Origin of the sequence: Zunongwangia sp., assembly GCF_048269745.1 — a bacterium.
GTDB lineage: Bacteria > Bacteroidota > Bacteroidia > Flavobacteriales > Flavobacteriaceae > Zunongwangia.
The window spans coordinates 166,414-185,323 of the sequence record NZ_JBLXIB010000002.1; the positions used below are offsets into that span (position 1 = coordinate 166,414).

An 18,910-nucleotide genomic window follows, 5' to 3' on the forward strand; every position below is an offset into this window, starting at 1 on the left:
GCTATTGACAAACTGATTTAATAATAGTATTTACAAACTCTTCGTCAGAATTCAATTGTAAATATTTTTTAGCTAACTCAACATCTATAATAAAATCGGAAGTTTTCAAAAATCTAATTACTTTTGCAATATCCTTAGCTGTCGGTTTAATAGGTATTCCAACTTTATAATTAACCAAAATATCACCTATAGCGCCATTATCACAACTTATGATTGGTGTATTATAATTAACTGAGTGACCAATTATACCGCTTGACATTTCAGAAAATTTATAAGGCAGTAAAACATAACTACATTTTGTTAATAAATAATCAATTTCTGTATATGATAAGAATCCGCTATAAAAACTAATATAATTACTTATATTAAATTCCTCAATTAATGTTTTTATTTGATTTTCAAAATCTCTACTTGCTTTACCTGCTAGAATAATATGAATATTAGATAAAATTTCTGGTGATAAATAATTTAATGATTTAATGATTTCTAAAGTTCCTTTTCTATCGGCTAAGGATCCAAAATGCAGAAAACTAATTTTATTTTTAAAATTGATTTTAAACACTTCACTATCCTCTTTGATGGTTTTTAATTTTTTAAGATCTAAAATTGGATCTGAAAGTGATTTAAAAATAGAAACTCCATACTCTTTATTCAAAATGCTTGCAGTTGTAGGATTATTTAATACAAAAATATTATTCCATTTATTTTTAGCTATAACACACTTTAAAACACTACGCTTAAGCTTACTGGAAAAATCTTTTGTATTCTTAAAAATGGGAATAAAATATATACCAGCCAACGAGCAAGGTAATCTTGAAAAAGAGAGAAAAAAAGAAATGGGGTATATATCCATAATAAAACAAGAATCATATTCCCCCAATTTCAAAATACTTCTAAGCTTCTTATATTGAAAATAATAGTTTTTAAAACCACTTTTACTAGAGAAGATTTGGCTTTCCTCTTCTGTGAGTGTATTAATTTTAATTCCCTTATTTACCGATCTACCAAATTTATCTTCATAAATTGAGACGAAATCATGATTTACAGCAAATGTGATATCTGCGTGTTTAAACAAACTGTAATTTTCACTTATATGATAAAGATACTCAAGATGGTGACCCGTTGAAATTAAGTCAAAAAACACAAGTTTTTTTCTCATTTCTTTATTATTTATTCAATATTTTTAATAAAAGTAATTGGATTTCCTCCCCATATTTGATTTGGCGGTATACTTTTAGAAATTACGCTTCCAGCAGCAATAATAGAGTTTTCACCTATTCGTACACCTTTTAAAATAATGCAATGCCCTCCAATCCATACTCCTTTTGAAATATGGATATCTTTAGAAATCGCATCCTTGTCTATTTCTTTATCAATAAAATATTTAATACGCTTTTCACCATGTATGGTATGAAAATCTGTATCATAAAATATACATCCACCCCCAACCAAAACATTATCTTCTATTGTAATTGATTTTCTACATACAAACGTTGAATTAGATATACCTATATTATCTCCAAAAATAAGTGACGCGCCTTCTCCTACTAAAATATTTAATCTAATGTCTCCACCAATAACATTAAAATTCTTACCACTTGTAAATGTTACATTATCTCCAAAAAAAACCTTAGAAGTCTGTGCTATTCTAAAAAAAGGTTTACCATAAACAGTGAATTTTTTATAATTTATATTATACAAATAAAAAATAACCTTACAATAAAACTTAGAGTAGATATTGAGTATTCTTCTATAAATCTTATCAAAAAAATTGATTAAAAAACGTAATAAAAATTTCATCATTAAATTATTAAATCCTAAAAATCTAGTTTAAACCTAAAATTTACTCTAACCGTAAACATTTACCATATTATCCTTCACAATAAAATCAATCTATTAAATCTAGCCACCTATTAACTATTTTAGACTTTTCCAGATGAGTTCTAATATTTACTGCATTTTCTTGTATGTTTCTTCTTAAAACATCATTATTAGTGAGTAAGTTTAAAGCATCGATTAAAGGTTGCTCCTGATTCATCGGTATAATAACACCATTCTTACCGTCTTTTATTAAGTCTAACGCTGCACCAGATGGAAAATCAGTACTAATACAAGCTAACCCCATAGCCATACCCTCTATTAAAGCATTTGGCATTCCTTCAACTCCATTTGAATTTAAAACCAATATTTCAGCATCAGCAATGTGATTTACTATATTATCAACACGCCCTTCAAAATGTACTCTATCTGAAATTTGTAAATCATTAGCTTGTTTTACGAGGTATTCTTTTAAGTAGCCTTCTCCATAAATATGTAAATGGTAAGATAAATCGTTCATTTTAGAAAATGCATTAAGTAAACCTTCATGACATTTTTCCTGAGCTAATCTAGCCACGATTACTATCTTTCTTTCTCTATTTTCATGTATAGAAGGTAATGTATCTAAAATTGGATTAGGTATTACTATACTTTTTTTCTTAATAATTCCTGGAAACGAATTTCTAATTTTCTCTGTTTGAAAAACTATTTTATTAGCTAATAAAAAAAGACTATTAACAATAAGCCTGTTCTTTATTTTATTCATAAAACCTAAATCAATTCTAAGAGAATATATAGATCTTATTCCCATACATCTTGCAGCATGATAAAACACAATATCATAATCAAACGCAATAAAAACATCTATTTCACTCTCACGAAATACCTTTTTTATTTCATTTAATCTTCTTCTATATTTGATCAATTTGCTGTCATTATTATTGGTTCTAAAATAAACAACATTTGATGAAAGCCCTTTATTTACTTCTTTACTCCATGTTATACATAGTATATTATGCCCTCTATTCTCTAACTCTTTCATTAGAGTTAAAAGAACGCGCTCCCCACCTCCATATCTGAATCTATGTAAAGTAAATGCTATATTCATATTTGATTTTTTTTTAAAAATACATTGCTGCTAGAACTAAGAAAAGCAACAATAAGCCCATACATCGGAAAAAATTGATTATATGCAAATTCTCTAGCTGTAATTCCGATAAATAATATTACTATAAATAATATTAGTAATTGCCAATATAATGGATTTGATCTATCCTTATACTTTCTAAATTTCTTTATAAAATAACCAATAAAAATTAAGTACAATGTAAAGCCAATAAACCCTCCTTCTGCCAAATGAACCATATATTCAGAATGTAGCGGAAATTCAAAATCATTATAACTACTAAAGTTCCATAATCCTATACCATTAATTGGATGATCAACAAAATTTCCGAAGCCTAAAACATAATATATTACGCGTTCACCTAATAAAGAATCAAATATGGTATTTGTTTCGTAAGTTTTACTCACATGCATAATCTCTCCACTCAATGCTGCAGTAAAACGTGATCCAGCACTAGTATAATTTAAAATGTAAGGTATCAGAATTGAAAACATAACTGCGATACTTATTAAATAAATTTTATTTCCTACTTTCCTGCTATTCAATACATATTTAACCTGAAAAGCAACCAAGGCAATACCCAATATCATAAGTGCATTTCTAGATTCTGTAAGCAACGTAAAAACTAAGAAAAACACGAACAATACTAAAAAGTATTTAGTAGCATTTCTATAAACACTTGATAAAAAAACAGCCAAAAAGGTACCAAAACCGGCATACTGCCCTATCATATTAGCGTGAAATAAAGATTCTTCATCTGACAATCTCTCTGTAGCCTTAAAATTAATAGACGAAACGCCAAAATAAGAAAGTACAATTAATTGGTAAGTTATATACGCAATCAGTAAGACTAACACAGTTCTTTTAAAATTTTGACTAGCCAAAAATACCGTTAAACCAAAAACGATTGTTGTATTTAGTACATTCCCAAAAAACACATTAATATTTGTATTTGGAACATCTTTTAGTAATGCATTTATAAAATGATATAACATTAAAATTCCCCATAATATTACAGGAGTTGAATAAAAACTTTTATTAAAATTTTTATTTCTAGCTAACATAATCAAACAAACACCACCAAGAAGCCCAGGTACTTTTACCCCCCCCCCCATTCCAGAAAGTTTAACAAAATGGGGCAAAATCATCATTATGAGCAATACGAATGCTATTAAATAATAAATTTTTATTTTCATAGATGTTCAATTACTCTATATTTTTTATATGATAAATGATATTCGGCTTATAATGCTTCTACCGATGTAAGAACTTTACCGTATAACAACTGTTCGTGTTCTATAATTTGCTCTTTTGTAAATCTATATTTCAGCACCTTTCCAGGTACTCCTCCAAATACAGCATAAGCAGGCACATCATTTATCACTAAGGCTCCTGCTGCAATAACAGCTCCCCTACCAATTGTCACACCTTTTAAAATAGTAACGTTCGTTCCTATCCAAGTATCACCCACAAAAACTACATCTTTGTCATTTTCCGGTAATTTCTCTTCATCAGTTACAGTGTCAATATATCTTCCCATAATATCTATTCTATGATCCCCTCCACGAATAGTTACATTAGGTGCGAACATAACGTGATCGCCTATATAGATTTTAGCTATACTTGCAATAAAATTTGCATTATACCCAATACTTACATGATTTCCTATATGTATGTTCTCACATATAAAATGGCTACCTTTAGGATTAAATGTAAAATCATCTCCAATGGAAGAAAATTGTTTTAAAAGTTTTCTTCGCTTTAATTTGTAATAAATTTTTATTAAAACATCTATTAATAACATTATTTTTTTATATTTTGATTATCCTGTAGTACTGTATTCCTTATAAAAATTCTTTAAAGCTTCTTGTGCTAAAGATGAAAGAGGTTCTTTATCTATGTTTTTCTTTACTATTTTTGCAGGATTACCCGCAGCTATTGAATTAGCCGGTACATCCTTAGTCACCACTGAATTTGCTGCAATTACTGCGTTATCACCTATTGTCACACCCTTAAGAACTGTGACATACCTTCCTAGCCACACATTTTCTCCTATTATAATTGGGGCACTATCAGAATACTTCCAATTTCTCATCTCACTCCCATGTGGAGTTTTCCTCATAGCCAATCTATACTCAGGATTAACAGGGTGGTTATTATTATCTATTATGATACATCCCTCTGCAGTTGTTGAATATTTACCAATAACAATTTTATTGACACTAGATACACGGGTATTAGCACCTATCTTAGAGTAATCTTCCATGATTATTTTACCATGGTTATGAGAAGATAAAGATCCCCAAATGGATACACGATCGCCAATTATGATATCTTTTTTATCCGAATTATCAACAAGAATAACATTGGAAGACACATGAAAAGAATATGGTTCCCCTTTGAACGTAACATTGTTCAGTATTCGTTTTCGAGCCCTTATCATTTTAATTTTTTTTATCAATTTAAACATTTTACCATATTTTTTTATAGATTGATTCAAATTGCTCTCTCTCCTCTTTAGTAAAAACTAACAAATAGAATTGTAAAGCTAATAATATGGATGTACATAAAATAACAAATAGTATTCTCATTATCCCACTGTCTATAAAGCTTTTTAAAACATAAACAAATGCAAAGGTTCCTACAAAAATTATGATTGGTTTTAAAACAGATGATACATAAAAATGCTTTGCATCTAATCCTACTTTAACTTTCGCAAATTGTATAGTAGAAATTAAAGCTATTATTTGTCCAACAATCATTAAATAAAGGATTACCTGAGGTTCAAAGTCGTACAACTCAAATAGACCATAACCGATTAAAACCGGAATAATAAGTAATACTGATACAGTTATTTGATACAATTTAATATTCCCTTCAGCATATAAAGCTCTTACAAGTCCGGGATAAAATTGTGAAATAATAAACAATATAATAACAAGTTTACATAAAATTGAGGCATATTCTGGAACCTCGTTTAACCACAATACTAAGACTGTTCGACTTTCAAGCAAAAATGGGAAACCTAATAAAGTAGACATAAGCAACGTTATTTTTGAAGAAAAAATAGTAAGCCGTAACATCCTCTCTCTATTTTCTGACCCATAGCTTTGTATAATCTGCGGAGCAAATACGGTCGATAATGTAGTAGAAAAGTTTGCAACTAATGAATTAATTTGATTTGCTAACCCATAAGCCGCATTAATCACTGGCCCGAAAAAGACATTTAAGACCACAGCGATACCTTGATTTCTGAATAAAACAGCGATCGTTACTAAAGTATTCCAACCCGTAAAACCAAGTTGATCTTTCATTTGTTTCCAATTCCATAACATTGAACCTACTAACTGACATTCAAAATATCTCTTATTACTCCAAACTGCCTTTATAACTAGTACTATTAATGTTGACAGCATTATTCCTCCTGTATATATTACCAATAAATCACCTGAATTATCATTAATAAACATTATTAAAATTGCCGATCCTAATTTCATAAGCGACATTAAAACATCGGTAATCGCAAAAAACCACATCTCTTCACGCGCATTTATAGCTGCATTATAAGGAATTGTAAAAAAAGTAATACTTGTTGTAGCTATAACCAAATAGTAAGTGTTAATAGCCGCATTTATTCTATCAGGAGGAATTTTAAGAAAACCATTAAAAAGAAATGGTTTAGCACCCAAAAAAAGTAAAACTAAAATAATAGACATAAGTATATGTAAACCAAAACCTGAATTAAAAATTTGTTGAGTTCCCTTTTTATCCTCCTTACCTATAGCTACCGACAAATATCTTTGTGTAGACTGTAGCAGTGCCCCATTAAGAAACGATAACATTGCTACTACCCCGCCTATCAAACTATAAAGTCCAAAATCAACTTTCCCTAAAAATTCAAGTACAATTTTTGTAGTAAAAAAAGCAACAAAAACATTTATTATAATTTTTCCATATAAAGCCACTGCATTAATTACAGTTCTCTTTTTTATATTATTGTTACTCATATATCCTATTTATGATATCTATTTTTTTTCTTAATGCAAACATTATGAACATTTTTTGAATATTATGAGCTAACAAAAAATAGCCCATATCTAAAATAAAAGGTAAATATTTCATGTTCTACTTATTTTGTAATAAAACAGTGAAAACTAATTAATAGAGACATACACATATATGTTTTTATAGGAATAAAGATGACATGACATTTTAAAGTTAAACATGATATCTTACATCTGAAATAAAAACCTCTTTTTAGATTCTATTACTAGCATTCGAAAAATCAACAACAACTTTCTTCACCAATTTACCCCCACCATTATATCTTAAACCAAATCTTTTAAATAACACTCAGAAATCCATCCTAATTTCTCCTTAGATTTTGTAACATCTCCTAATAATAAATCTACTTCTGTAGGATGGTAATAGGAAGAATCTAAAAACAATACTTTGGCACCTATTTCTACCTGATAATTCTTATTTTTATAATCTACTACGTATGCTTTATCATCTACTTCTTTAAATTCTAACCTAATATCTATTTCTCCAAAAGCCATACGTAAATTTATAGTTACAACAATAGCAACACCCAATCTTCTGCTTTTTAAGCTTGAAGAATCATCCAAATCATACACACGTTATCTTTAACATGCCATAGTCACTTTGAGCTTCAAGATTCCCTATAATTTCATCTTGTAAACATAGTGCCATTTTAGCAACGCCACGGATAATTTTTCTTTTAACAAATCTAACCTCGCCTAGGTTATTCATGATTAAACTAGATACCATTACAAGCTTAGATATCATATGCATAGCTATAGTCTTTACTACCCCATAAGAAAAACTTAGATAAAACGGCAAGTCTTATCATGAAAACCATTTACATTTTTATTTTCAGGTAGCCCTAATTATAAATTCAAAGCTTGATATTTTTAAACTAATATGTGAACATTCCAAATATGCTCAAGAAAATCGATAGAAACTTTTACATGTGAGACATTGCATTAGGTTATAAATTTAATCTGATTGATTTTCTTGAATGATACAGATAAAATTAATAGAGTCTGTTAAATTTCAATCATGAAATTTCAATTTTCGTTTTTGTATTGTTAGAATCTTGATACAAATAATCAATTTGATTAAGATTCTCTCTTAATACCATTTACAATGTATCCTTTTCTAATAATAGTTCTACCAAATAAAACATTATCGCTCTATAATAGCTGTAATATGTATGACCATAACTTTAATAAATGTAACATTAAATCATTTAGTTTTTATTCTATTAATTTATTCTCAAATAGCAATATATATGATAAACTTTTATATTATTAAAACTAATTTCAATTTATTTTTTTGCTTAACTATAACTAATAACTCCTAATATAAAATTAAACGCTATAGAACTCTTTGTACCAATTAACAAACGATTCTACTCCTTCATTTATAGAAGTATTGCTTTTATAACCTAACTTCGTTAACTCACTTGTATCTGCCGAAGTTCTAAGCACATCTCCTGGCTGCATAGGTAAATAATGTTTCTCTGCTACTTTACCCATACTGTATTCAATAGCATTTACAAATGACATTAATGGTTGTGGATTCCCATTACCTATATTTGATAAAAAGAACTTCGGATTATTTTTCTTCGCTGGCTCTTTTTTGAGTAGAATTGTAATTCCCGTTATAATATCATCGATATAAGTAAAATCTCTGCTCATATCACCATTATTAAAAATTTTAATCGGCCTATCTTTTGCAATTGCATCAGTAAATAAAAATATAGCCATATCAGGTCTACCCCATGGCCCGTAGACCGTAAAAAATCTTAATCCTGTTGCTTGAAGCCCATACAAATGGCTATAAGTAAAAGCCATTAATTCATTACTTTTTTTAGTAGCAGCATACAAACTAATAGGATGATCTACCCTATCACTAACAGAAAAAATTTCTTTTTCACTCTCACCATAAACACTTGAACTACTAGCATATAATAAATGCTTAATATTATTATGGCGGCAACATTCTAAAATATTAAGAAATCCAACTACGTTACTATCAATATAGCTTTCAGGATTCTCTAAACTATAGCGCACACCCGCTTGAGCAGCTAGGTTACACACTATTTCAATTTTTTTAGATTGAAATAATTCAGGCAACCCAACTCTATCCTCTAAATTCATACGAATAAAAGAAAAATTCTCAAATTTAGAAGATTCACAACGAAAATTCCATTGTTCCGCATGCTCTCTAGAAACACCTAATTGATTTAGTCTTGCATATTTCAGATTGGTATCGTAGTAATCATTTATATTATCTAGACCTATAACTATATGTCCTTCTTCTAATAATTTCTTTGCAAGAAAAAAGCCAATAAAACCTGCTGTACCAGTAACTAATATTTTCATATTACTATTTTTTATTCTTTTTAATATACGGTCTTCAGAATACCTTCTTCAAAATTTTCATTATTATAAAGTCTAGGAATAATATAAACTATACCTGAAATATTTTATTATGTAAAGATTAAACATCATTATTTATTCATTATTGAACAAGAAATCTTTTAAATCTAATTATTAGAGCTACTCTTTTTTAATTTTTTAAATAAATATTGACCATAAGTATTTTTCTGAAGAGACTCCGCTAATTTTGCTAGTTGATTTTTATTAATATATCCTTTATCGTAAGCAATTTCTTCAATACAAGCTATTTTTAAACCTTGCCTCGTTTCGATAGTTTGAATAAAGTTTGACGCTTGTAACATCGATTCATGAGTACCGGTATCTAACCAAGCGTATCCTCTTCCCATTAATTCAACTTTCAATTTATCTTTTTTCAAATATTCTTCATTAACCGAAGTGATTTCTAATTCCCCTCGATTACTTGGTTTTATGCTTTTAGCTATCTGAATTACTGAATTTGGATAAAAATACAAGCCTACAATTGCGTAATTACTTTTTGGCTCTTTTGGTTTTTCTTCAATTGAAAGCACATTTCCATCATTATCAAATTCTGCCACTCCGTAACGTTCCGGATCATTTACATAATATCCAAATACTGTAGCATCTTTATTTTCAGTTACGTTTTTCACAGAATTGGCTAACAATTCTGTCAAGCCGTGTCCATAAAAAATATTATCGCCTAAAACTAAACAAACATCATCATTTCCTATAAAATCTTCTCCAAGTATAAAAGCTTGTGCCAATCCATCGGGGCTTGGTTGTTCTTTATATTCAAAATGCATTCCTATTTCATTTCCATTTCCTAGAAGGCGTTGAAAATGAGTTAAATCCTGAGGAGTAGATATAATTAATATATCTCGAATACCTGCTAGCATCAAAACCGATAAGGGATAATATATCATCGGTTTATCATAAACATTTAACAACTGCTTAGATACCCCTCTAGTAATTGGATAAAGCCTAGTACCCGAACCTCCGGCTAAAATAATTCCTTTCATATTTAGCTATATATTAAATAGGATATAATTTTGTTGAAAATGTGTAATCATACAAACGGTTCAATAAAACAACAATTGTATTTTATTTTTTTCAAGAAATATAAAATCTAATGTTATTCCAATTGCTTTAAAATGGTATGACCAGCTTTTAGTAAATCAACATCTCTCTTCATCAATTTAACATCACCTTCCATCATATCATGTACCAAAGCTTTTAAATCATATTCCGGCACCCATCCCAATTTTTCTTTAGCTTTAGAAGGGTCTCCTAACAACAAGTCTACCTCGGTAGGACGGAAGTAAGAAGGATCTACAGAAAGCACCTCTTTTCCTGTTTCAATCTTATAATCTCCATTACAAGCAACTACGTAAGCTTTTTCATCAACTCCCTCTCCTTTAAATTCCAGCTCTATACCTACTTCGTCAAAAGCCATACGTACAAATTCCCTTACTGTTGTAGTCACTCCGGTGGCAATCACCCAATCCTCAGGTTTATCTGCCTGCAAGATCATCCACATCATACGAACATAATCTTTGGCATGCCCCCAATCACGTTGCGCTTCTAAGTTTCCTAAATAAATTTTATCTTGTAAACCTAAGGCTATTTTAGCAACAGCACGGGTGATTTTTCTTGTAACAAAAGTTTCCCCTCTTCTTGGCGATTCATGATTAAACAGAATACCATTACATGCAAACAGATCATAGGCTTCACGATAATTTTTTGTTATCCAAAATCCATAAATTTTAGCTACACCATAAGGAGAGCGTGGATAAAACGGACAAGTTTCATCATAAAAACCATTTGCGTTCTTATTTTCTGGTAAACCTCCATATAACTCCGAAGTGGAAGCTTGGTAAATCCTTGTTTTTTTCTCTAAACCTAATAAGCGCACTGCTTCGAGAATTCGTAAAGTTCCTAAACCATCTACGTTACCTACGTATTCCGGGGAATCAAAAGATACTTTGACATGAGACATTGCTCCTAAATTATAGATCTCGTCCGGTTGCGTTTCCTGAATAATACGGGTCAAATTCATAGAATCTGTTAAATCACCATAGTGCAACTTTAACCTTTGTTCTGGATCATGTGGATCCTGATATAAATGATCTATTCTATCGGTATTGAATAAAGAAGCTCTTCTTTTAATTCCATGGACAATATAGCCTTTTTCTAATAATAATTCGGCTAAATAAGATCCGTCCTGACCTGTAATTCCTGTAATTAGTGCGACTTTCATATTTAAAGTATTACGTATGTATTAATTTTCTACTATTAATATTATAATTTCACTTCTTTAATATTATCAATATTGTCTAGAAACCAATTATAGGTTCTTTCAATCCCTTCGTCCAGCTCGACTTTGTGTTTCCATCCTAAATCATGCATCTTGGAAATATCCATAAGCTTACGAGGCGTTCCATCAGGTTTAGAACTATCCCATATTATCTCTCCTGTATGCCCTACTTCTTTTTGTATGGTTTCTGCCAATTCTTTTATAGTAATATCCAACCCAGTACCTATATTGTATAAATGTTCTGGTAGTTTATTTTCTAGAGCGAAAACGACACTTTCTGCCATATCATCTACAAACAAAAATTCTCTCATTGGAGTACCACTTCCCCATAACGTTACCGGTGCATTCCCGTTTTCTTTTGCCTCATGAAATTTGCGAATCATTGCCGGTAACACGTGTGAAGTTTCAAGATCGAAATTATCATGTTTTCCATATAAATTTGTAGGCATTAAACTAACAAAATCTTTACCAAATTGTTTTCGTATTGCTTGGCAGCTCTTTACTCCGGTAATTTTTGCTATGGCATACCATTCATTGGTTGGCTCTAAAGGACCCGTAAGCAAATATTCTTCCTTTAATGGCTGTGGGGCTAATTTAGGATAGATACAAGAGCTGCCGAGAAATATAAATTTCTTAACATCTAATTCATGAGCTGCATTAATTAGATTGTTTTGGATTTGCATGTTTTCCATAATAAACTGATATGGATACTCATTATTAGCTAGAATTCCCCCAACGCGTGCTGCTGCATCTATGATAACATCTGGTTTTTCTTCTGAAATAAAATGAATAACTTCACTTTGATTTCTAAGATCCAGCTCTTTACTTGTTCTTCCTATCAAATTCGAATAGCCTTTATTCTCTAAAGTCCTCCATATAGCCCCTCCTACCATACCACGGTGACCTGCAATATAAATTTTAGCAGTTTTCTCCATAACAGTTATTTTTATTCAATTCCTTAAAACAATCTTATTTTTTAGCGATTAATACAATCCAATTAGCATCTAATTTCCTATGGTATACAATTTAAAGCCTAAATCTTCCATATCTTTTTTATTTAATAGGCGTCTACCATCAAATAAAAATGCAGGTTTTAACATTGATTCATAAATTTTTTCCCAGTTTAATTCTAAGAATTCATCCCACTCGGTCATAACGGCAACTGCATGAGATTCACTACAAGCAACTTCTGGATCGTTAACGACAGTAATTAATTTTCTATTTTCTTCTGAGCTTCTAGTACCCAAATAATCTAAATCTGCATAAATCTGCTCTTCCGTCACTTTAGGATCATATACTACAATTTCAGCTTGTTCATTTAGTAAATAATCGGCCACATAAATTGAAGCTGCCTCTCGCGTATCGTTGGTATCTTTTTTAAAGGCCCAACCTAGCATGGCTATTTTTTTACCCGATACGGTATTAAATAATGTCTTTACAATATTAGCCGCAAATCGACGTTTTTGATGATCGTTTAACAAGATAACTTGCTCCCAATAATCAGCTACTTGATTTAATCCAAAAGATTTAGCGATATATACTAAATTTAGTATGTCCTTCTGGAAACAAGAACCACCAAAACCAACAGAAGCTTGTAAGAATTTAGGCCCGATTCGGGTGTCCATTCCGACTGCTTTGGATACTTCATTCACATCTGCACCAGTTGCCTCACACAGTTCGGACATCGCATTGATACTAGACACACGCTGTGCTAAAAATGCGTTTGCCGTTAATTTGGATAATTCTGAAGACCATACATTAGTGGTTAAAATATGTTCTGGTTTTACCCAATGCCCATATATATCGACAAGTGTTTGTACTGCTTTTTTTCCTTTTTCTGTATCAATATCTCCTCCAATAAGTACTCGATCTGGAGCTAATAAATCAGTTACCGCAGTTCCTTCCGCTAAAAATTCTGGATTTGAAAGTATCTGGAAATTAACACCATTACCAGTATTGTCTAAAATATTCTTTAACGCTTGTGCTGTACGTACTGGCAATGTAGATTTTTCAACTACAATTTTATCATTTGTAGCAACTCTCGCTATTTGCCGTGCACATAACTCTATGTATTTTAAGTCTGCCGCCATCCCTTTACCTATTCCATAGGTTTTAGTAGGTGTATTTACAGAAATAAATATCATATCTGCTTTATCAATAGCCCCATCTACATCCGTAGAGAAAAATAAGTTTCTATCTCTCGCTTCCTCAACTATTTCGGCCAATCCTGGTTCGTATATTGGTATATTATTAACATCTGTATCATTCCAAGCTGCGATACGCTTTTCATTGATATCGACTACAGTTACGGTAATCTCAGGACACCTTTGGGCTATTACAGCCATTGTAGGCCCCCCAACGTAACCGGCACCTATACAACAGATATTCTTAACTTTCATATTATATTCTTTTATAGTTGGATAAATTAGTACTCAAAATCATTTTGCCAAAAACCAATCGTTTTTCAGGCTTTCTTTATTATACACAAGCGCTAAATTTGTAGTATAATTTTTTATATTTTTTTTTGCACTTAAACAAATGGCATGGGCTGCAGCTGTATCCCATTCCATAGTGGTTCCTAAACGTGGATAACAATCTACTGCTCCTTCTGCAACCATACACATTTTCAGAGAACTCCCTTTAGCTAAAATTTCAACTTTAGTTTTTTTTGATTTTTGTTGTATAAAATCTTTTGTTTTTTCTGAAAGATGGGATTTACTAGTTGCGATTATATAATTAGGATGCATTTTTTGAAGCGGCAATACCTTAGCTGTATCAACTGCTGCTTTAAAATCAGCATAGCTATATATATTTTGAAGTTTGTAGGCATTCTGAAAAGAATCATTCCAATAAATAATTCCCAAAGCAGGAGCATACACTACTCCTAAAACCGGTTTATTTTGAGTTACTAAGCCTATATTGATAGTAAACTCTCCGCTTCTTTTTATAAATTCTTTGGTCCCATCAATAGGATCGACTATCCATAATGTTTCCCAGAGCTTCCGTTTTTCAAAAGGAATTTTTTTTCCTTCTTCGGATAAAATAGGCAAATCTGCCTTTTCTAACTCTTTTTTTATAAGTTGATGCGCAGCAAGATCTGCTTTTGTTAATGGAGAGTCGTCTTCTTTCCACTGAATTTCAAAATCAGAAGTAGAATAGATTTTCATAACCGATTCTGCAGCTTTAAAACAGGCTTGAAGAGCAATCTCCAAATAATTATTCATCAGCATGCCCATTATATAATCATCCCGGCTGCTACCGTTTCATTAGTGTTTTCATCAATAAGAATAATGCTCCCTGTATTTCTGTTATCACGATACGCATCAATCATTAATCGACGAGTAGTTCGTATTTTAACTCTGGCAATATCATTCATATTTAAATTACTATCGCCTTCTTTTCGCTCATAACTATTAATATCTATTTTATACACTACTTCTTTAATCATTGCTCGTTCTTCATTAGAAGTATGAAGTATGCTATATTTAGCTCGTGGTTTGGCTGCATCGTTATTTAACCAACATAGCATTACATCAAACTCTTGAGAAGGCTCTGGCTGATTATTCTTTTTAACAATCATATCACCACGACTAATATCGATATCATCTTCTAGTGTTATTGAAATAGACATTGGAGCAAATGCTTCTTGCACACCCTTTTCACCACTATTAATAGATTCAATTTTCGAATTAAATCCAGAAGGTAAAACAGTAACCTCATCACCCACTCGGTAGATTCCACTAGCAACTCTACCGGCATATCCTCTATAATCCCTAAATTTTTCGTTTTGAGGACGCAAAACTGTTTGTACAGGGAAACGAGCATCAATTTTATTGATATCGCTGCTAATATGTAATGTCTCCAAAACATTTAATAATGTTCCACCCGAAAACCAAGTCATATTTTCAGAGGTATTAACTACATTATCTCCAACTAATGCACTAATTGGCAAAAAACGAACATCTTTTACTAATAACTTACTACTAAATTCTTCAAATTGATGCGTTATTTTATCGAAAACCTCTTCTTGATAATCGACCAAATCCATTTTATTAATACAAACAATTAAATGAGGAATGTTTAATAAAGATGCTATAAAAGCATGTCTTTTAGTTTGTTCTATCACTCCATTTCTAGCATCGATAAGTATTACCGCTGCATTAGCTGTTGAAGCGCCAGTAACCATATTACGAGTATACTGAATATGCCCAGGCGTATCGGCTATTATAAATTTTCGTTTAGGAGTTGTGAAATATCGATAAGCAACATCTATAGTTATACCTTGTTCTCGTTCATCCTTTAAACCATCGGTAAATAATGCTAAATCGACTCCATCGAAACCTTTTTTGGTGCTCGTTGCTGTCACGGAAGCTAATTGATCTTCAAATATAGATTTCGAGTCAAACAAAAGTCTCCCGATTAGGGTACTTTTACCGTCATCTACACTTCCTGCGGTTGTAAATCTAAGTAACTGATTGGTACTAATCTCCATTAAAAACTCTTTATCCAATAATAATTAAAAATAGCCTTGCTTTTTTCGATCTTCCATTGCGGTTTCCGAACGCTTATCATCCGATCGATCGCCTCTTTCTGTCTTACGCATGGCTGCTACTTCTTCTGCTATTTTTTCTAGCGTATCGGCATCCGATTCTATACCTCCAGTAATTGTAATATCACCTAAGGTTCTAAAACGTATTTTTTTACGCTCTATTTTTTCTCCTTCTTCTAATTTCAAAAATTCAGAAACCGGAATCCAAGAATTGCTTCTCCAAACCACTTCCCGATCATGAGCATAATATAAGGATGGTATTTCAATATTCTCTCTCTTTATATAATTCCAAACATCCATCTCAGTCCAGTTACTTATCGGAAAGGCTCTAAAGTGTTCTCCTTCAAAACACTTTCCGTTTAATAAGTTCCATAATTCCGGACGCTGATTTTTAGGATCCCATTGCCCAAAATCATCTCGATGCGAAAAGAAACGTTCTTTTGCTCGAGCTTTTTCTTCATCTCGGCGACCACCGCCAATGGCACAATCTATTTTATGATTTTCGATTGCATCGAGCAAGGTTGTAATTTGCAAGGCATTTCGAGTGGCATTTTTTCCTTTTTCTTCTGCTACGCGACCTTCATCTATAGATTCCTGCACAGAACCTACTAACAAATTAACCCCAAGTTTATTTACTAAACGATCTCTAAAAGCAATTGTTTCAGGAAAATTATGCCCGGTATCTATATGCATTAATGAGAATGGAATTTTACTCGGATAAAATGCTTTTTTTGCTAAATGAGTAACCAAAATAGAATCTTTTCCTCCTGAAAAAAGGATCACCGGATTTTCAAATTGCGCCCAAACTTCTCGTAATACGAAAATTGCTTCTGATTCTAATTCGTCTAAATAATTTAGATAATATTTCTTCATTATTCGCCTTCGATTATAAAGGGTCTAATATAGTTATATATTAGACCAATACTTTCTTTTATTGATTCTTCTTCAGTTTTAATTGTAAGATCCGGATGAGTTGGCGTTTCAAAGGTACAACTCACTCCTGTAAAATTAGCAATTTCACCTGCTCTTGCTTTTTTATATAAGCCTTTTACATCTCGCTTTTCACAAACTTCGAGCGGCGTATCCACAAAAATATTAATTAGAGATTCTCCTAATATCGATTTGATCAACTTTCTATCTTTTTGCTTTGGGGTAATGAATGCTGCCAACACTATAATGCCTGATTTTAAAAATAGCTGAGCTACTTCGGCAATTCTTCGTAAATTCTCTTTTCGATCTTCTAATGAAAAACTTAAATCTTGACTTAACCCCATACGGATATTATCGCCGTCTAGTACAAATGTATGGAATCCATCTTGAAATAGTTTATTTTCTAATAGATTTGCAAGCGTCGATTTACCTGAGCCCGAAAGACCACTAAACCAAATAACTTTGGGACGTTGATTTTTGAGTTTAGCTCTATCTGTATTTGTAATATCATAATAATGTGGAATTATATTCCCCATTTACTATTGAATTAAAGCTGAATTAGCGTCGGTTAGTTCTTGATATATTCCTTTTACATCTTGCGAAGCTTCTTTTGAAAGAATTAGATTCGCATCTTTAGTACACACAAAAATACAATCTTTCAAACCCACAAAAGCGGTAAAATTATTAGCTCCAATTACCATATTCCCATTTTCATCTACCGGATGACCGGTCTCCTTCAAATAATCATATACCGCTTCAAAACTTCCCATGTCGCTCCATTCAAATTCCGCATTCACTACCTGTATATGCTGACTGCGCTCCATAACCGCATAATCCACACTTATGGATGGAATTTCATTTGATAAAGCTTCGTCTAAATATCCATTTTCCGCATTTTCAAAAGCTTTTTTTGAAGCTTCGTATACTTTTGGTTCGTATTGTTTTAATTCTTCTAAAAAAACACCCGCTTTAAAACAAAACATACCACTATTCCATAGAAAATTACCTTTATGTAAAAAACTTTTAGCTGTTTCTAAATTAGGCTTTTCTCTAAATGATATAACATCTTGCCCTTTAGATTCTATGTATCCATATCCCGTTTCAGGACGCGTAGGTTTCACACCAAAAGTAACAATAGCACCGCTTTGAGCTAACTGTATAGCATCACTTACTGCTTTTTCGTAAGAGTCATCTGCTTTAATAATATGATCTGCCGGTGTTACTAGAAGAATATCTCCCGGAGCTGCCTGAAAAGCCGAAAAAGCAATTGCAGGTGCTGTATTTCTTGGCGTTGCTTCTACAACTTCCCCATAATCTTCAACACCCATCTTATGAAGACTATTCAAAGATAATTCTCTATTATCTTTATTTCCTACTACAATTAAACCATTAGTCAATTTTTGATTTCTTTCAACGGCAAGTTCGAAAAGCGACTGATCGTTAAAAATCTCAAGGTATTGTTTTGGTTTAGACTTACGGGATAATGGCCAAAGTCTACTTCCCACTCCACCGGTTAACACCACATGATACACATTCATATTTTGGATAAGTTAGATTTCACTTTCAATATAACAGAAGAATTCATTTTTTTATACAGCTTCGCAAAATGAATCCCACTTACACTTGTAAAAGACTCATTGTTAAAAACATACATTCTACTTAAAAAATAGTATAATTTTAGTAATACTCAAAAATTAGTATATCATACAACTAATAATGAAAAACCA

Annotated in this window: 18 protein-coding genes; all 18 read right to left on the minus strand. The window is 31.5% G+C overall.

What is annotated here, in order from left to right; translation table 11 throughout:
- Position 1: 1 nt before the first annotated feature.
- The gene (locus tag ACN0WI_RS03505; RefSeq protein WP_417885236.1) at positions 2 to 1,159 is read right to left on the minus strand and encodes a glycosyltransferase; all 1,158 of its coding nucleotides are present in this window, start codon (positions 1,157 to 1,159) and stop codon (positions 2 to 4) included.
- 11 nt (positions 1,160 to 1,170) lie between these two features.
- Entirely contained in the window at positions 1,171 to 1,803 is a 633-nt protein-coding gene (locus ACN0WI_RS03510; protein ID WP_417885237.1) for an acyltransferase, read from the minus strand.
- A gap of 85 nt (positions 1,804 to 1,888) precedes the next feature.
- The gene (locus ACN0WI_RS03515) at positions 1,889 to 2,926 is read right to left on the minus strand and encodes a glycosyltransferase (protein ID WP_417885238.1); all 1,038 of its coding nucleotides are present in this window, start codon (positions 2,924 to 2,926) and stop codon (positions 1,889 to 1,891) included.
- A complete protein-coding gene (locus tag ACN0WI_RS03520) occupies positions 2,923 to 4,140 on the minus strand; it encodes an O-antigen ligase family protein (RefSeq protein ID WP_417885239.1) in 1,218 nt (405 codons plus the stop codon). Before ACN0WI_RS03520 ends, ACN0WI_RS03515 begins: the two co-directional genes overlap by 4 nt.
- 47 nt (positions 4,141 to 4,187) lie before the next feature.
- Entirely contained in the window at positions 4,188 to 4,748 is a 561-nt protein-coding gene (locus ACN0WI_RS03525) for an acyltransferase (protein ID WP_417885240.1), read from the minus strand.
- 18 nt (positions 4,749 to 4,766) lie between these two features.
- Positions 4,767 to 5,414, minus strand: coding sequence for an acyltransferase (locus ACN0WI_RS03530; RefSeq protein ID WP_417885241.1), 648 nt, complete (start codon positions 5,412 to 5,414; stop codon positions 4,767 to 4,769).
- Position 5,415: 1 nt separating this feature from the next.
- Positions 5,416 to 6,951, minus strand: a complete 1,536-nt coding sequence (locus ACN0WI_RS03535; RefSeq protein ID WP_417885242.1) for a hypothetical protein — start codon at positions 6,949 to 6,951, stop codon at positions 5,416 to 5,418.
- 321 nt (positions 6,952 to 7,272) lie between these two features.
- Positions 7,273 to 7,581: a GDP-mannose 4,6-dehydratase gene (locus ACN0WI_RS03540; RefSeq protein WP_417885243.1), complete on the minus strand. Its 309-nt coding sequence runs from the start codon at positions 7,579 to 7,581 to the stop codon at positions 7,273 to 7,275.
- Positions 7,582 to 8,337: 756 nt separating this feature from the next.
- A complete protein-coding gene (locus ACN0WI_RS03545) occupies positions 8,338 to 9,354 on the minus strand; it encodes an NAD-dependent epimerase/dehydratase family protein (protein WP_417885244.1) in 1,017 nt (338 codons plus the stop codon).
- Positions 9,355 to 9,518: 164 nt separating this feature from the next.
- Positions 9,519 to 10,409, minus strand: a complete 891-nt coding sequence (gene rfbA, locus ACN0WI_RS03550; RefSeq protein ID WP_417885245.1) for a glucose-1-phosphate thymidylyltransferase RfbA — start codon at positions 10,407 to 10,409, stop codon at positions 9,519 to 9,521.
- Positions 10,410 to 10,522: 113 nt separating this feature from the next.
- A complete protein-coding gene (gmd, locus tag ACN0WI_RS03555) occupies positions 10,523 to 11,647 on the minus strand; it encodes a GDP-mannose 4,6-dehydratase (protein ID WP_417885247.1) in 1,125 nt (374 codons plus the stop codon).
- Between the two features lie 41 nt (positions 11,648 to 11,688).
- Complete coding sequence (locus ACN0WI_RS03560; RefSeq protein WP_417885248.1) at positions 11,689 to 12,639, minus strand: GDP-L-fucose synthase family protein; 951 nt, start codon at positions 12,637 to 12,639, stop codon at positions 11,689 to 11,691.
- Between the two features lie 69 nt (positions 12,640 to 12,708).
- Entirely contained in the window at positions 12,709 to 14,103 is a 1,395-nt protein-coding gene (locus tag ACN0WI_RS03565) for a nucleotide sugar dehydrogenase (RefSeq protein WP_417885249.1), read from the minus strand.
- Positions 14,104 to 14,142: 39 nt separating this feature from the next.
- Positions 14,143 to 14,928: a 3'(2'),5'-bisphosphate nucleotidase CysQ gene (cysQ, locus tag ACN0WI_RS03570; RefSeq protein ID WP_417885250.1), complete on the minus strand. Its 786-nt coding sequence runs from the start codon at positions 14,926 to 14,928 to the stop codon at positions 14,143 to 14,145.
- Positions 14,929 to 14,939: 11 nt separating this feature from the next.
- Positions 14,940 to 16,196, minus strand: a complete 1,257-nt coding sequence (locus ACN0WI_RS03575) for a sulfate adenylyltransferase subunit 1 (RefSeq protein WP_417885251.1) — start codon at positions 16,194 to 16,196, stop codon at positions 14,940 to 14,942.
- A 24-nt stretch (positions 16,197 to 16,220) separates the two neighbouring features.
- Positions 16,221 to 17,126 (minus strand): sulfate adenylyltransferase subunit CysD, encoded by a 906-nt coding sequence (gene cysD / locus ACN0WI_RS03580; RefSeq protein WP_417885252.1) that lies wholly within the window; start codon positions 17,124 to 17,126, stop codon positions 16,221 to 16,223.
- A complete protein-coding gene (gene cysC, locus ACN0WI_RS03585) occupies positions 17,126 to 17,719 on the minus strand; it encodes an adenylyl-sulfate kinase (protein ID WP_417885253.1) in 594 nt (197 codons plus the stop codon). Before cysC ends, cysD begins: the two co-directional genes overlap by 1 nt.
- A gap of 3 nt (positions 17,720 to 17,722) precedes the next feature.
- On the minus strand, positions 17,723 to 18,721 hold the full coding sequence (locus tag ACN0WI_RS03590; RefSeq protein ID WP_417885254.1) for a mannose-1-phosphate guanylyltransferase: 999 nt from the start codon (positions 18,719 to 18,721) through the stop codon (positions 17,723 to 17,725).
- Between the last annotated feature and the right edge of the window lie 189 nt (positions 18,722 to 18,910).